13 protein-coding genes and 1 tRNA gene are annotated in these 13,443 nt (G+C 71.8%); 3 read left to right on the top strand and 11 right to left on the bottom strand.

All coding sequences use genetic code 11. The features are described 5' to 3' along the window. Positions 1-201 precede the first annotated feature (201 nt). The gene (hrpB, locus tag M4D53_RS09545) at positions 202-2,757 is read left to right on the top strand and encodes an ATP-dependent helicase HrpB (RefSeq protein ID WP_259953677.1); all 2,556 of its coding nucleotides are present in this window, start codon (positions 202-204) and stop codon (positions 2,755-2,757) included. Between the two features lie 19 nt (positions 2,758-2,776). On the opposite strand, the gene M4D53_RS09540 is transcribed toward hrpB, so the two are convergent. The 5 genes from M4D53_RS09540 to M4D53_RS09520 all read right to left on the bottom strand — a co-directional run bounded on the left by M4D53_RS09540 (position 2,777) and on the right by M4D53_RS09520 (position 7,387). Beyond that, the gene (locus M4D53_RS09540; protein WP_187663261.1) at positions 2,777-3,511 is read right to left on the bottom strand and encodes an ABC transporter permease; all 735 of its coding nucleotides are present in this window, start codon (positions 3,509-3,511) and stop codon (positions 2,777-2,779) included. Beyond that, a complete protein-coding gene (locus tag M4D53_RS09535; RefSeq protein ID WP_187664094.1) occupies positions 3,508-4,290 on the bottom strand; it encodes an ABC transporter ATP-binding protein in 783 nt (260 codons plus the stop codon). The genes M4D53_RS09540 and M4D53_RS09535 overlap by 4 nt, the downstream gene beginning before the upstream one ends. Before the next feature lie 147 nt (positions 4,291-4,437). Then, complete coding sequence (locus tag M4D53_RS09530; RefSeq protein WP_187663260.1) at positions 4,438-5,034, bottom strand: TetR/AcrR family transcriptional regulator; 597 nt, start codon at positions 5,032-5,034, stop codon at positions 4,438-4,440. 10 nt (positions 5,035-5,044) lie between these two features. After that, on the bottom strand, positions 5,045-5,785 hold the full coding sequence (locus M4D53_RS09525) for an AAA family ATPase (RefSeq protein ID WP_187663259.1): 741 nt from the start codon (positions 5,783-5,785) through the stop codon (positions 5,045-5,047). 108 nt (positions 5,786-5,893) lie between these two features. Beyond that, positions 5,894-7,387, bottom strand: a complete 1,494-nt coding sequence (locus M4D53_RS09520) for an L-serine ammonia-lyase, iron-sulfur-dependent, subunit alpha (protein WP_187663258.1) — start codon at positions 7,385-7,387, stop codon at positions 5,894-5,896. Positions 7,388-7,523: 136 nt separating this feature from the next. Here M4D53_RS09520 and M4D53_RS09515 point away from each other — a divergent pair, with 136 nt between their 5' ends. Beyond that, positions 7,524-7,796 carry a hypothetical protein gene (locus M4D53_RS09515; protein WP_187663257.1) on the top strand — a complete coding sequence of 91 codons (273 nt, stop codon included), beginning with the start codon at positions 7,524-7,526 and terminating at the stop codon, positions 7,794-7,796. A gap of 92 nt (positions 7,797-7,888) precedes the next feature. Here M4D53_RS09515 and M4D53_RS09510 read toward each other — a convergent pair whose 3' ends face one another. Next, complete coding sequence (locus tag M4D53_RS09510) at positions 7,889-9,619, bottom strand: L-aspartate oxidase (RefSeq protein ID WP_259953670.1); 1,731 nt, start codon at positions 9,617-9,619, stop codon at positions 7,889-7,891. Positions 9,620-9,690: 71 nt separating this feature from the next. On the opposite strand from M4D53_RS09510, the gene M4D53_RS09505 reads away from it, so the two are divergent. Next, on the top strand, positions 9,691-10,626 hold the full coding sequence (locus M4D53_RS09505; protein ID WP_370428368.1) for a LysR family transcriptional regulator: 936 nt from the start codon (positions 9,691-9,693) through the stop codon (positions 10,624-10,626). A gap of 77 nt (positions 10,627-10,703) precedes the next feature. Here M4D53_RS09505 and M4D53_RS09500 read toward each other — a convergent pair. From M4D53_RS09500 to M4D53_RS09480, 5 genes are all read right to left on the bottom strand, one after another. Then, positions 10,704-10,776: transfer RNA gene (locus M4D53_RS09500), tRNA-Arg, on the bottom strand. Between the two features lie 77 nt (positions 10,777-10,853). Further along, positions 10,854-11,438: an asparagine synthase gene (locus M4D53_RS09495; RefSeq protein WP_187663254.1), complete on the bottom strand. Its 585-nt coding sequence runs from the start codon at positions 11,436-11,438 to the stop codon at positions 10,854-10,856. Between the two features lie 113 nt (positions 11,439-11,551). Continuing rightward, positions 11,552-12,412: a hypothetical protein gene (locus M4D53_RS09490; RefSeq protein ID WP_259953669.1), complete on the bottom strand. Its 861-nt coding sequence runs from the start codon at positions 12,410-12,412 to the stop codon at positions 11,552-11,554. Then, the gene (locus tag M4D53_RS09485) at positions 12,412-12,657 is read right to left on the bottom strand and encodes a hypothetical protein (RefSeq protein ID WP_259953668.1); all 246 of its coding nucleotides are present in this window, start codon (positions 12,655-12,657) and stop codon (positions 12,412-12,414) included. Before M4D53_RS09485 ends, M4D53_RS09490 begins: the two co-directional genes overlap by 1 nt. Before the next feature lie 101 nt (positions 12,658-12,758). After that, a complete protein-coding gene (locus tag M4D53_RS09480) occupies positions 12,759-13,418 on the bottom strand; it encodes a GntR family transcriptional regulator (protein WP_187663251.1) in 660 nt (219 codons plus the stop codon). Positions 13,419-13,443 lie beyond the last annotated feature (25 nt).

Raw genomic sequence — 13,443 nt, 5'->3', positions numbered from 1 at the left:
CCCCCCCCCCCCCCCCGCCGCCGCCCCCGCCGGCGCGGCGCCCCCCACCCGCTGTCTGTCGTCGGGCACCGCCTCTGCCGGTTCACAACTCAGGAGATCGGCAAGCACGGACGCGGCGATCCGTCCCGCTGCGCCGAATCCCCCCGGATCTCCTGAGTTGTGAACGGCTCCGGGCGCCGATCGACCGGGCAGACTGGACGGGTGACCCGCGCTGCCTTCGACCTCGCCGCCATCGGTGCCGGCCTGTCGTTCGCGGGCGCCCTCGAGGAGCTCTCCGCTGCCCTCGACACGAGCGGCTCCGTGGTGGTGACCGCGCCGCCGGGCACGGGCAAGACCACCCTCGTACCGCCGCTCGTCGCCTCACGAACCACCGACCGCGTGATCGTCACCCAACCCCGCCGGGTCGCCGCGCGTGCCGCCGCCCGCCGACTCGCACACCTCGATGGCTCCCCGCTCGGATCCCGGGTGGGCTTCACCGTCCGCGGCGAGCGCACAGCCGGGCCGGATACGAGGGTCGAGTTCGTCACCGCCGGCGTGCTCCTGCGACGGTTGCTGGACGACCCGGGACTCGACGGCGTGAGTGCGGTCATCATCGATGAGGTGCACGAGCGTGCCCTCGAGACCGACCTCCTCGTCGGCCTGCTCTCGGAGGTGCGGGAGCTGCGGGATGACCTCGTCGTCGTCGCGATGTCCGCCACCCTCGACGCTGCCCGGCTCGCCGCCGTCATCGGCACCGCCGAGTCCCCCGCGCCGATCGTCGACCATGACGTCCCGGCCTTCCCCCTCACCGAGCGCTGGGCTCCGAGTCCCACGCCCCGCCTCGACGAACGGGGAGTCACCCGCGGCTTCCTCGACCACATCGCGAGTGTCTCCGCCTCCGCCGCCACCGAGCTGGTCCGCGAAGACCCCGAAGCCGACGTGCTCGTGTTCGCCCCGGGCGCTCGCGAGGTGTCGGAGATCGCCCGACGCGTCCGCACTCGGAACGGCGCCTTCGACGTGCGGGAGCTGCACGGCCAGATCCCGCCGGCGGAACAGGATGCCGTGATCCGCGGTCGTGCACCGGGGGGCGTGCCCCGCATCATCGTCGCCACCTCGCTCGCCGAGTCGTCGATCACGGTGCCGGGTGTGCGGATGGTCGTGGACAGCTGTCTGTCCCGGCAGCCGCAGCGCGACGCCGCCCGCGGCATGACGGGTCTGGTCACCACCGCCGCCTCCCGTTCCTCGTGCGTGCAGCGTGCCGGACGCGCGACGCGTCAGGGCCCCGGCATCGTCGTCCGGTGTGTGGACGAGCGCGCCTACGCGGCGGCTCCCGCGCGTCCGTCCCCGGAGATCGCGACGGCCGACCTCACCGGCGCCGCCCTCCTCCTGGCGTGCTGGGGTGCCCCGGGCGGAGCAGGCCTGCGGTTGATCGAACCGCTGCGAGCCGACAGTCTCGCCGACGCCGTCGCGGTGCTTCGCGGTCTCGGAGCGATCGACGACGACGGGCGCGCCACGGCCGAGGGCCGCGTGCTGGCCCGCATCCCGACCGATCCCCGGCTGGCCAGGGCGCTGCGGGACGGCAGCCCCGTGGTGGGGAGCCGGCTCGCCGCCGAGGTCGTCGCGCTTCTGGGCGGTGATCAGCGCGTCCCGGATGCCGACGTCGCCCACGCTCTTGTCGCGTTGCGGGGCGGCGGGACTGCGGAGGCCCGTCGCTGGCGCGAGGACGCGCGTCGTCTGGAACGCCTCGCCGATCCGACACCGGACACCCGCGCGGGTCTCGACGGCGTCGGTCTCATGATCGCGCTGGCCTTCCCCGAACGTGTCGCCCACCGCGTCGAGCACACGGGATCGGGAGCCACGTTCCTGCTGGCCTCCGGCACGCGGGCCGGAGTGAGCGGTTCCCTCGCGTCCTCGGAATGGCTCGCCGTGGCCGATGTCGCCCGCGCCTCGTCCCGGGCGGCCGCCGGTTCCGGTGCGGTCATCCGCACGGCGGCGACCCTCACCGAGGAGCAGGCGGAGCGCGCGGCGGGCCCCCTGATGAGCGACCGCGTGGAAGCCGAGTTCGTCGGAGGTCGTGTGCAGGCCCGCCGCGAGCGCCGGATCGGTGCGATCCTGCGTTCCTCGGTGCCGGTGCGAGCGGCGGCATCGACAGGGCGGGATGCCGTGGCCCGGGCGGTCCGACGCGATGGCCTCGGCATGTTCACCTGGTCCGACGGGGCGGAGGCCCTCCGCCGCAGACTCGCGCTGCTCCGACGTGAGCTCGGTGAGCCATGGCCCGATGTGTCGGACGCGGGGTTGATCGACGCCCTCGATGCCTGGATGGCACCGGAGCTCGAGGCTCTCGCATCCGGCACCCCCGCGAGTCGGCTGGATCTGCCCTCGGCGCTGCGCCGTCTGCTGCCCTGGCCCGAGGCCGTGCACCTCGAGGCCCTCGTCCCGGAGCGGCTCGAGGTCCCCAGCGGCTCCCGCGTCCGCATCACCTACCCGGAACCCGACGGGGATCCGACCGCACGCCCCGTCGTCGCGGTGAAGCTGCAGGAGTGCTTCGGGTGGGCGGAGACTCCCCGGCTGGTGGACGGCCGCGTTCCCGTCCTCTTCCACCTGCTGTCCCCCGCGGGGCGGCCGCTCGCCGTCACGGACGACCTCGCCTCGTTCTGGTCCGGCCCCTATGCCCAGGTGCGCGCCGAGATGCGCGGCCGCTACCCCCGGCACCCCTGGCCCGAGGACCCCTGGGCCGCCCTGCCGACGAAGCACACCAAGAACCGCGCCGCGCGCTGACCCAGGCCAGGACTCCGGCTCAGCGTGTACGCCGCCGCAGCGTGAGGGCGGCGAGCACCAGAGCGCCGACGGCGAAGGCCACGACGATGAGCAGCGGACCGAACACGTCCCTCCCCTCGTCCCCCGCCGTGACGGCGTTGATCGTATCGATCGCGTAGCTGAGCGGCAGCCAGTCGGAGATGGCGTACAGCACGTCGGGCATCTGGTCGCGCGGCATGAACAACCCGCCGAGGATGATCTGCGGGAACACCAGCAACGGCATGAACTGCACGGCCTGGAACTCGGTCTGGGCGAACGCGCTCGCCAGCAGGCCGAGGGCTGTGCCGAGCAGTGCGTCGACCACCGCGACGAGGCCCAGCTGCCACAGCGGTCCGTCGACGTCGAGCCCGCACACCCCGACCGCGAACGACACCGTGATCACCGCCTGCAGCACGGCCATCAGCCCGAACGCGAGCGCATACCCGAGGATGAAGTCGGCCTTCTCGAGCGGCGTGGTCATCAGCCGTTCGAGCGTGCCGGAACGGCGTTCGCGCAAGGTGGTGATCGACGTGATGAGGAACATCACGATGAACGGGAACAGCGCCAGGATGGCACCCCCGAACTGATCGAACACACCGTCCTGCTCGCTGAACAGCCAGGCGAAGAGACCGACGAGCAGGCTCGGGGCGATGAGCATCAAGGCGATGGACCGCGGGTCGTGTCGGAGCTGCGTGAGCACACGGCCGGCGGTCGCGAACAGCCGGCGGCCGTTCATGTCGCGTCCTCCTCCTGGCGCTCGTGCGCTTCTCGCCGCGCCCGCCGGGTGGTCGCGGCGCCGGCGGCCCTGTCACGTTCGATCAGCGCCAGGAACGCGGCCTCGGCGTCGGTCGTGCCGGTGTCGGTGAGCAGGGACGACGGCGTGGTGTCGGCGATGATCCTCCCCTCCCGCATCAGCAGCAGCCGGTCGCAGCGCACCGCCTCGTCCATCACGTGACTGGACACGATGAGCGTGACGCCCCGGTCGGCCAGCCGGCGGAACAGGGTCCAGAGCTCCGCCCGCAACACGGGGTCGAGTCCGACGGTCGGCTCGTCCAGCACGATCAGTTCCGGCAAGCCGATCAGAGCCACCGCGAGCGACACCCGCGTCGCCTGGCCGCCGCTCAGCGCATCGACGAGCTGCGTGGCCTGTGCGCCGAGGCCGACCTCCTGGATGACCCGGTCGACATCGCCCTTCGGCGCCTTCAGGAGCGACGCGAAGTACGAGAGGTTCTGCCGCACGCTGAGGTCGCCGTAGACCGAGGCGCCCTGCGTACCGTAGGCCACGCGGTGCCGGAGCCGACGCGAACCGCCCGGCTCACCCAGAACGGTCACGTCGCCGGAGGCGATCCGCTGCACACCGACGATCGACCGCATGAGCGTGGTCTTGCCGCACCCCGAGGGGCCGAGGAGACCCGTGATCTGCCCGCGGGGGACGGCGAGGTCGATGCCGTCGAACACGGATACGGCCCCACGCCGCACGCGGAGCTGCGTGATCTCGACCGCCGCGTTATTCATCATGCGATGAATTATGCGCCTCGCCTCGTCGGGCGTCAACGGCTCCGTGGGCACAGCTGCGGAGCGCCGGATCGACACGCCGTCGCCGGCCCGTGCCGACCGGCGCGGCGGTCGAGATCTCCGCAGCCGTGCCCGGGGACGCGGGCGTCAGTCGAAGAGGTAGCGCTGGACGGTGGGGCCGACGCGGCGGACGAGCTCCTCGACGGAGGCTCCGGCGAGCGCGGGGAGCTGCAGCACGTAGCGACCGATGAGCATGCCGGCGATCTGCGAGGCGACGAGGGCGGCGCGGAGGTCGGCGTCCTCCACGTCGAGGCGTCGTGCCACGCGGGAGAGCAGTTCGCGGGAGAGGAAGCCGGCGAGCAGGGGGGTCGTCAGCCTGCTCCCGATCGCCGTGCGCAGGAGCAGCACCCCGCGGCGGCGCACGTCGGGCTTCTCGAACGCGTCGAGCACGTAGCGGACGAGCCGGGCCCCCGCTTCGTCCTTCGGCCCCGCGAGGATCTCCGGGACGTCGAGGTCGGGGCGCAACGGGATCCCGGCGGCCTCTGCGAACAGGTCGGCCTTGGTGCCGAAGTAGTGGTGGACGAGTGCGGAGTCGACCCCGGCGCGGGCGGCGATCGATCGCACCGTGGCGCCGTCGTACCCCTGCGCGCCGAACTCGTCGACGGCCGCGGACACGATGCGCTCGCGGGAGTCGGTGCCGCCGCGCGGGCGCCCGCGTCGTCTCGGCGCCCTCTGCTCGGTCATGCCCGTCAGCCTACGGCTCCGCGGAGCCTCGCTCGTCGAGCAGATGCCGGAGATACCGCTGCGGCTGCCCGAGGAACGAGCGCCAGTGGTTCACGATCTCGAGGTCCTCCCAGGCGGCAGGGCGGAGCCCCCACTCCCCGACCTCCAGGATGGTGGCGCCCGGGAGCGCCGCGAGCACCGGGGAGTGCGTGGCGCACAGCACCTGGCCGCCCTCGTCGGCGATGCGCTGCAGCACGGCGATCAGCGTGAGAGTCGAATGGAACGACAGGGCGGCCTCCGGCTCGTCCAGGCAGTAGAACCCCGGATCATCGAAGCGGCTGTCGAGCAGGGCGAGGAACGACTCCCCGTGGCTCATCTCGTGGAAGGGCACGTCGCCGCGCAGGGAGGGGTTCTCCTCGAGGTACGTGTAGAACGAGTGCATCGTCTCGGCCCGCAGGAAGAATCCCCAGCGGTGCGCGCCGACGCCCCGTTGGAGGCGCAGCCAGTCCGACAGCGGCGACTCGGTCGGACGTGTCCGGTGCTGCGCCTGCCGGGATCCGCCTTCCGGGGAGAGACCGTACGCGATCGCGATGCCCTCGACGAGGGTGGACTTCCCGCTGCCGTTCTCGCCGACGAGGAAGGTCACTCCCGGTCCCAGATCCAGTCCCTCGCGCAGCACCTGTGCCACCGCGGGGATGTTCGTCGGCCACGTCCCGTCCGGGGTCGGCGCCTCGTCGTTCGCCCGCACCGCGACGACCGGCTGCTGCCGCATATGCCTCTCCCTTCCCTCCTCCGTCGACCCACCCCTCTGTGTGCCTGCCACCCCTCTTCATGCGCACGCAACGGGCCGGAACGCACGAGAGGGGGTGGGTCGGCGAGGTCAGCACTCGATGACGTTCACCGCCAGACCGCCCTCGCTGGTCTCCTTGTACTTGGTCGACATGTCGAGACCGGTCTGGCGCATCGTCTCGACGACGGCATCCAGCGAGACATAGTGGCTCCCGTCGCCGCGGAGCGCGAGACGTGCGGCGGTGACCGCGGTGGAGGCGGCGATCGCGTTGCGCTCGATGCACGGGATCTGCACGAGTCCGCCGATCGGGTCGCATGTGAGGCCGAGGTGATGCTCCATCGCGATCTCCGCGGCGTTCTCGATCTGCCGGTTCGTGCCGCCCATCACCGCGGTGAGCCCACCCGCGGCCATCGCGCACGCGGAGCCGACCTCGGCCTGACACCCGCCTTCGGCGCCGGAGATCGAGGCGTTGGCCTTGAACAGCGACCCGAGGGCGGTAGCCGTCAGCAGGAACCGGCGGATGCCCCGGCGGCGATTGGCCTCCGCGATCTCCGCGTCCTCCCCGTCGAGTGCGGGAGCGGGCGGCGGGGCCCCGTCGAACCCGAGCAGCGCGCTGCCGACGAGCTCCCCGTACGGCGTCACCGCGTTCCCGGCGCCGAGCCCCGAGTCGGCGAGGAAGCGCCACCAGTACATCGCCACCGCGGGGAGAATGCCCGCCGCGCCGTTGGTCGGAGCGGTCACGACGCGCCCACCCGCCGCGTTCTCCTCGTTCACGGCCAGCGCGAACGCGCCGAGCCACTCGCCGGGCAGCTCTCGGTGCCCCTCGGCTTCGACCGCCTCGAGCTGTGCGCGGATCGTGCCGGCGCGGCGCTTCACCTGCAGCATGCCCGGAAGCACCCCGTCGGCGTGGAGCCCCGCGTCCACGCAGCCCGACATCGCATCCCAGATCGCGTCGAGGCCGGCGGCGACCTCCTCCTCGCTCCGCAGCGCCGTCTCGTTGCGGCGGGCGACCTCCGCGATGGACAGTCCGAGCTCGTCGCACAGGGCGAGCAGCGAGGCGGCATCGGCATACGGCTGCGGGAAGGCGCCGGTGGAGAGCTGCGCTTCCTCCCCCTCGCGCCGGATGAACCCGCCGCCGATCGAGTAGTACGTCTGCTCGAACAGGATGGTTCCGTCCCGGTCACGGGCGATGAGCGTCATGGCGTTCGGATGACCGGGGAGGCGGGTCCGCGGCGCGAACACGATGTCGTCCTTCCGGAACGGCACCGCGTGGGCGCCGTCGATCCGCAGCGGCTCCCCCTCGGGGTAGGCGGACCAGGCCGCGCGCACCGCCGCCGGGTCACAGGTCTCGGGTGCGAGACCGCGCAGCCCCGCGACCACCGCGTCCGGGGTGCCATGGCCGATGCCGGTGGCGCCGAGCGAGCCGTACAGCGTGCATTCGACCCGGGCGATGCGGTCGAGCTCGCCGGAGCCGGAGAGCCGGCGCGCGAAGTCGAGTGCCGCCCGCATCGGTCCGACGGTGTGCGAGCTGGACGGGCCGACGCCGATGGAGAAGAGGTCGAAGGCCGAGACGTACGCAGTCACCCCTCCAGGCTACGCCGACTTCGCGGATCCGGTTCACCGCGATTAACCGCGTCGCCGACGGGTCCGCGTCAAGGCCCTTCATCTCGCGTCGAGGCGGAGGCAGGCTGAGAGCACGACATCGCAGAAAGGGACGATCATGACCGACAACACTCCCGAACCGACCGCGAACGACGAGCTCTCGCCCGAGGCGCAGACCCCCACGCCGACCCCCGCGTCCGACACCTCGGAGGGCGAGGCGACGACGCCGGAGCAGGCGGACTCCCCGGAGGACGCGGACCCGGCCGAGGTCCCGAGCACCGAGGAGCTGGAGGAGCCCAGCACCGAGAAGTCCCCCGGCGAGGAGCCGAAGGCCCCGAAGCGCGACGACCCGGAACCGGATCACGAGGCCGTCGGCCTCGGCGTCGACTGACTCCCTCCCCGAAACCCCGGACTACCGCCGAGACCCCGCCCCGCAGACGTCTGCAGGGCGGGGTCTCGACGCGAGAGCGGGGTCTCGGGGATCTACTCGACGAGCTTGCCGGTCGTGTCGACGTCGCGCACGAGCTCGGCGATCTCCTCGGGGATCGCGGGGATCTCCTCGCGGGTCACGCCGGCGGACGGGGACCACACGAGGTTCACCTGCAGCGTGGGATCGGTGTCCGGGAAGTCGCTGCGGTTGTGGCATCCGCGAGTCTCCCGACGCTCCCGCGCCGCCTCCAGCGTGGCCCGGGCAGCGAGCGCGGAGGCCTTGAGGTCGAACGCGTGCGCGAGGTCCTGGAATCCGGCGATGTCCGGGTGGATGCCGATGTCCTCCATGCGCCCCTCGATCATGTCGAGGTCGGCGAGGCCCGCCTTCAGCCCGTCCTCCGACCGCACCACGCCGGCGTACTCCGTCATGAGGTTGCGGATCGCGCGCTGCAGAGCCCGCACGTTCTCGCGCCCCTCCGCGGCGAGGAGGTCGTCGATCTCGGCACGAGCGGCGGCGACCGCATCGGCCGACCGGCGCTGGGCGTCGAGCCCCGCGGCGTGGGCCATGGCGGCCTGACCGACGATCCGGCCGTAGACGAGCAACTCGATGAGCGAGTTCCCGCCGAGACGGTTCGCGCCGTGGAGTCCGCTCGACGCCTCCCCGATCGCGTACAGCCCGTCGACGTCGGTCTGGTGGTCGTCCGGCCGCACCCACACGCCGCCCATCGAGTAGTGCGCGGTCGGCGCGATCTCGATCGGGTCCGCGGTGATGTCGAGCATCTGCAGCTCCATCATCGTCTGATAGACGCGCGGAAGCCGGGTCATGATGGTCTCGCGGGGCAGGTGCGACACGTCGAGCCAGACGCCGCCGTTCTCCGTACCGCGGCCCTCCTGGATCTCCGTGTAGGCGGCGAGCGCGACACGGTCGCGCGTCGACAGCTCCATCCGCTCGGGGTCGTACTTCTCCATGAACCGCTCGCCCCGGGCATTGCGGAGGATGCCGCCCTCCCCGCGCGCGGCCTCGGAGATGAGGGTGCCGGCGGCGTTCTCGGGCTCGATGATGCCGGACGGATGGAACTGCACCAGCTCGGGGTCGCGGAGTCGCGCCCCCGCCTCGACCGCGAGCCGGAAGGAGTCTCCGGTGTTCTCGTCACGCCTCGACGACGTCCGGCGCCAGATGCGGTTGTGCCCGCCCGCGGCGAGGATCACCGCGTCCGCATGGATGAGGTAGCGCGTGCCGTCCGCCTGATCGAAGCCGTACGCGCCGAAGATGACGTTGTCGCGCACGAGCAGACGGGTGATGTAGACGTTGTCGAGGATGGGGACGTCGAGCTGCTCGGCGCGGGCGACCAGCGTCCGCTGGATCTCGAGGCCGGTGTAATCGCCGGCGAAGGCGGTGCGGCGGTAGGTGTGCGCACCGAAGAAGCGCTGCGAGATGCGGCCGTCGCCCTCGCGGGCGAAGTCCATGCCCCAGCGCTCGAGGTCGCGGATGCCGCGCTCGGCGCCCTGGGTGACGATCTGGACGGTATGGGGGTTGGCGAGGAGGTAGCTTTCCTTGATCGTGTCCGCCGCGTGCTGCTGCCAGCTGTCTTCGGCGTCCATCGTGCCGAGAGCGGCGTTGATGCCGCCGGCCGCGAGCGACGTGTGGGCGTCCTGCCGCGGGCGTTTGCCGACGGCGAGCACGTCGACGCCGTGCTCGGCGACCTCGATCGCGGCGCGGAGCCCGGAGCCTCCGGTGCCGATCACGAGGACCGTGGTGGAGATCTGACGTTCGGGTGCATTCATGCTCTCGACGCTAGTTAGGCGATCCTAATAACTCCAATGCATAGTTCGTCTGGAAACCATGCGGGTACGCTATGGATATGAACCTCGAGCAGCTCCGCGGGTTCGTCGAAGTCGCCCGCCTCGGCCACTTCACCCGCGCCTCCGAGCACCTCCACCTCGCCCAGCCGTCGCTGAGCCGTCAGATCTCGACCCTCGAACGCGAGCTCGGCGCCGAGCTGTTCCATCGCGCGCGCGGCCACATCGCCCTGACGGCGGCCGGGGAGACGGTCCTCCCTCGCGCGCAGCGCATGCTCGCCGAAGCCGACGCCATCCGCGACGAGGTGGCCGAGCTCGCCGGGCTCCGCCGTGGACGGGTGCGACTCGGCGCCCCGCCCACCCTGTGCATCAGCCTCGTGGCGGAAGCTCTCAGCTCGTTCCATGCCACCCACCCCGGCATCGATCTGCACCTCACGGAGGGCGGCTCTCGCCTGCTCGTCGAGCAGCTCGCGGTCGGCGCGGTCGACATCGCCCTCGTGACCCAGTCCGAGGGTCCGGTGCCGGCAGGGGTCAGCCTCACGCACGTCCCGCTGCTCGCCGAGGAGCTCGTGGTGATCTCGTCGGCGGCGGCCCCTCCGGTGACCCACGGCTCGTCCGTGAGCCTGGCGCACCTCGCCACGCTCCCGCTCATCCAGTTCGACGAGAGCTACGAACTGCGCGCCGCGATGGACGCCGTCTTCCGGGCCGCCGATCTCACCCCGACCCTCGCGCTGGAGGGCGCGGAGATGGATGCGGTGCTGCGCTTCGTCGAGCGCGGCGTCGGCGTCGCGGTGGTCCCGGCGATGGTGCTGTACGAACGCCCCGCACTGCGATCCGCGCGTCTCGCCCACCCCGCGATGTCCCGGACGATCAGCCTCGCCCACCGCTCCGACGTGACGCCCGCCGTCGCGGTCGCCGCGATGCGGTCGGCGATCATGGCGACGGCGGCCGACCTCGCGGAACGCGATCCCGCTATCACCAGCCTGCTCTGACCGCGGCACCTGCCCCCGGACAGCGAAAACCCCCGCCGCTTCCGCGACGGGGGTTTCCGTACTGTCTCAACACAGTGTGCGCCTCGAGGGACTCGAACCCCCAACCTTCTGATCCGTAGTCAGATGCTCTATCCATTGAGCTAGAGGCGCAGGACCCGCGGTGCTTTACCGCTCAGCGGGCCGACGACCAGCCTACAACAGACGAGACCGGAAAGCGAAACGAGGGCTCACTCCCCCTTCGCGGCCACCTTCTCCTGCTTCTTCCGCCGCTTCTCCCTGGCCCGCTGCTGCGAGGAGAGCGCCTGCAGGTCGACGAGCCGCAGTGCCTGCATCCGCGCCTCACGCATACGTGCGTAGTCGGGATCCTGATCGGGTCGCATGCCCTCGACGCGCAGTCGACGGTCGAGGTTGTGCCGCACGTCGGCCCAGGCCGCCGCGCGCGCCTCCTCGACGATGCTCTCCAGCTGGGCACGGTCATCCATCATCTCGCGCAGACGCTGCGCGACGCCGAGCGACTGCTTCGCCCGCCTCCGGAGATTGCGCACATCGCGGTCGCGGTAGTCGTGCGTGCCGACCGGATCGGAATGCCGACCGCGGGCGCGCTTGCGCAAGGCCGTGACCGTGGCCGCGGCCTCCTCGGACTCCTCGGCCATCGCCCCGAGCGCAGCCCTCGCATCCTCGACGTACTTGTCGAGGTCGAAGACGCCGTCCTCGGCGATGGTGCCGATGAGGATGTGATTCTTCACGGCGAGGCGCGCAGCGGCCGTCGCGATCGCGACGCCTTCGGCGATGGCATCCGCAGTCCGTCCCACCGGCACCTCCTTCTCTCGAGCGTACCGGTACCGATGCCGCGCAGTCTCGGCCGGATTGGCTCCGGATCAGCATGCCGCACACCTCCGACATCGAAGCCCGTGTCGGGCCGGGGCTAGCGGACGACCCCGACCCAGATACCGGAGGCCCAGGTCTGCTGCTCGCCGGAGCACCCGACCGAACCCGGGAAGCCGCGGACGACGGCCATGCAGTTGGCCAGGAACTCCGGATCGCCGCCGAACATCGTCGCGTAGGCGCCGGACGAGGTGAGGGCACCCCAGACCCGGAACTGATGGATGTGGGCGAGCTCGTGCGCCATCGCCCAGTTCAGGCGTCCGTCGCTCCACCCTGTGATGTCGGCACGGTACTTGATGTAGCCGTTGCTGTTGGCGCAGGCCGGCGCTGTGCCGCCCGCACACGACGACGACTCGTACAGCCCGACGCCCCCGCCGCCCACCCGGTCGAGGGCCGCGCGCACCCGCGCATAGCCGTCCGGCCCGCTCGACGTCCACACGGGCCCGCCGGGACCGGCGCTCTGCGATGCCTGCCACCCTGCGACCTCGGTGCCGACCTTCTGCGTGAGCGCCTCGACCGTCGCGGTCGCCGCGACCACGGTGTCGGGATCGTGGCGCTCGGCGCGCACCGTCTCCTGAGCCGACCGGGCGGACGCGAGATGCGCCGCGGTGTCGACCTTGCCGTCCGCACCACGGAGGACGGCCGCGAGCGTCGAGAGCTCCTCGAGGAACGCGGGACGCACGGCCAGCACGGCGGCCCGATCCGCGGTGTCCTGCTCGGCCTGCGCGACGGCGCCGGACAGGTGGTCTGTGCGCTGCGCGGCGTCGTGCGATCGGTCGGCCAGAACGGAGAGCTGCGCCAACGCCTCCGCCCGCTCGTGGTCCAGCGCGTCGGCCCGGGCGACGACGGCCGCCGCGAGGAGCACGGCCACCGACACCGTCACCGCCAGTTTCCGGCGCATCACGGCAGGAAGCCCGTCGTGTTCGAGAGATCGGCGTCCTGCTCAGCGATACGGGACCGGAGTTCGGTGAGACGCTCCGCGAGGGCGAGGTTCTCCGTCTGCGACTCGTCGAGCACGTCCTCGATCCGAGCGATCTCGGCCTTCACAGCGGCGACGTCCGCGGCACGCTCCTGGTCGGCCACGACGAGGAGCGCAGCACCGCCGAGCAGGAGGATTCCCCCGACGACGACAGCAAGATTTCGCATCTCGCTCCCCAGGACAGCGCGAACAGACCGGACCGACTCCGACCGGACAAGGATACAACCGGCCTTCCGCGCGGTGGGGGTGTCATCGCAGACGGACGCGCTCAGCCGGTCACGGTCTGCGCCAGCCGTCGTTCGGCTGCCGAATGTCCGCTGGCCAGGTGAGCGGGGACCATCCGGCGCACCGCCTCGACGTCCCGCGCGGCGACGGCCTCGAGGATGACGCGGTGCTCGTCCGCCATCGCCGCCAGATCGTCGTGTTGTCCGAACAGCCACCGCAGGCGGGTCAGGAACACCGCGATGAGCTCGCCCAGCATCTCGTTGCCCGCCAGATCGACGGCGATCTCGTGGAACTCGGCCGCCGCTGTGCGCGCGGTCTCGGCGTCTCCTGCCCGCGCCGCCGCAGCCTCGCGCTCATAGGCATCCCGCAGGCGTGCGAGCCCGGCGGCGTCATGCCGCTCGGCCGCGAACACGAAGATGAGGGTCTCGATCGCCTCCCGCACCTCGGCGAAGTTGCGGATGTCGTCATGGGTGAACTCCCGCACGACCGCCCAGGTCCGCGGTCGTGCGACCACCACGCCCTCCGCGACCAGGGTCCTGATCGCCTCCCGCACCGGGAGACGCGACACCTGCAGCTCGGCGGCGATGTCCCGTTCCACGAGACGCGATCCCGGAGGGCGTCGCCCGAGCACGATGTCGTCTCGGAGGATCCTCGTGACCCTGACCGACTCGAGTTCCCCGCCTACCCCCACAGCCCCCGCCATCCGGGCATTCTCGCACCCCGGCCCG

It is taken from the genome of Microbacterium meiriae (assembly GCF_025143875.1).
GTDB lineage: Bacteria > Actinomycetota > Actinomycetes > Actinomycetales > Microbacteriaceae > Microbacterium > Microbacterium meiriae.
This window is presented reverse-complemented; position numbering and strand designations above follow the sequence as displayed.

Excerpts from the sequence above, each read along its gene's own strand:
- M4D53_RS09490 (WP_259953669.1), bottom strand. The coding sequence starts at position 12,412 with ATGCGCCGGAAACTGGCGGTGACGGTGTCGGTGGCCGTGCTCCTCGCG.
- M4D53_RS09485 (WP_259953668.1), bottom strand. The coding sequence starts at position 12,657 with ATGCGAAATCTTGCTGTCGTCGTCGGGGGAATCCTCCTGCTCGGCGGT.
- M4D53_RS09525 (WP_187663259.1), bottom strand. The coding sequence starts at position 5,785 with ATGCGGCAGCAGCCGGTCGTCGCGGTGCGGGCGAACGACGAGGCGCCG.
- M4D53_RS09530 (WP_187663260.1), bottom strand. The coding sequence starts at position 5,034 with ATGACCGAGCAGAGGGCGCCGAGACGACGCGGGCGCCCGCGCGGCGGC.
- M4D53_RS09535 (WP_187664094.1), bottom strand. The coding sequence starts at position 4,290 with ATGAATAACGCGGCGGTCGAGATCACGCAGCTCCGCGTGCGGCGTGGG.
- M4D53_RS09540 (WP_187663261.1), bottom strand. The coding sequence starts at position 3,511 with ATGAACGGCCGCCGGCTGTTCGCGACCGCCGGCCGTGTGCTCACGCAG.
- M4D53_RS09480 (WP_187663251.1), bottom strand. The coding sequence starts at position 13,418 with ATGGCGGGGGCTGTGGGGGTAGGCGGGGAACTCGAGTCGGTCAGGGTC.
- M4D53_RS09505 (WP_370428368.1), top strand. The coding sequence starts at position 9,691 with ATGGATATGAACCTCGAGCAGCTCCGCGGGTTCGTCGAAGTCGCCCGC.
- M4D53_RS09515 (WP_187663257.1), top strand. The coding sequence starts at position 7,524 with ATGACCGACAACACTCCCGAACCGACCGCGAACGACGAGCTCTCGCCC.
- M4D53_RS09510 (WP_259953670.1), bottom strand. The coding sequence starts at position 9,619 with ATGAATGCACCCGAACGTCAGATCTCCACCACGGTCCTCGTGATCGGC.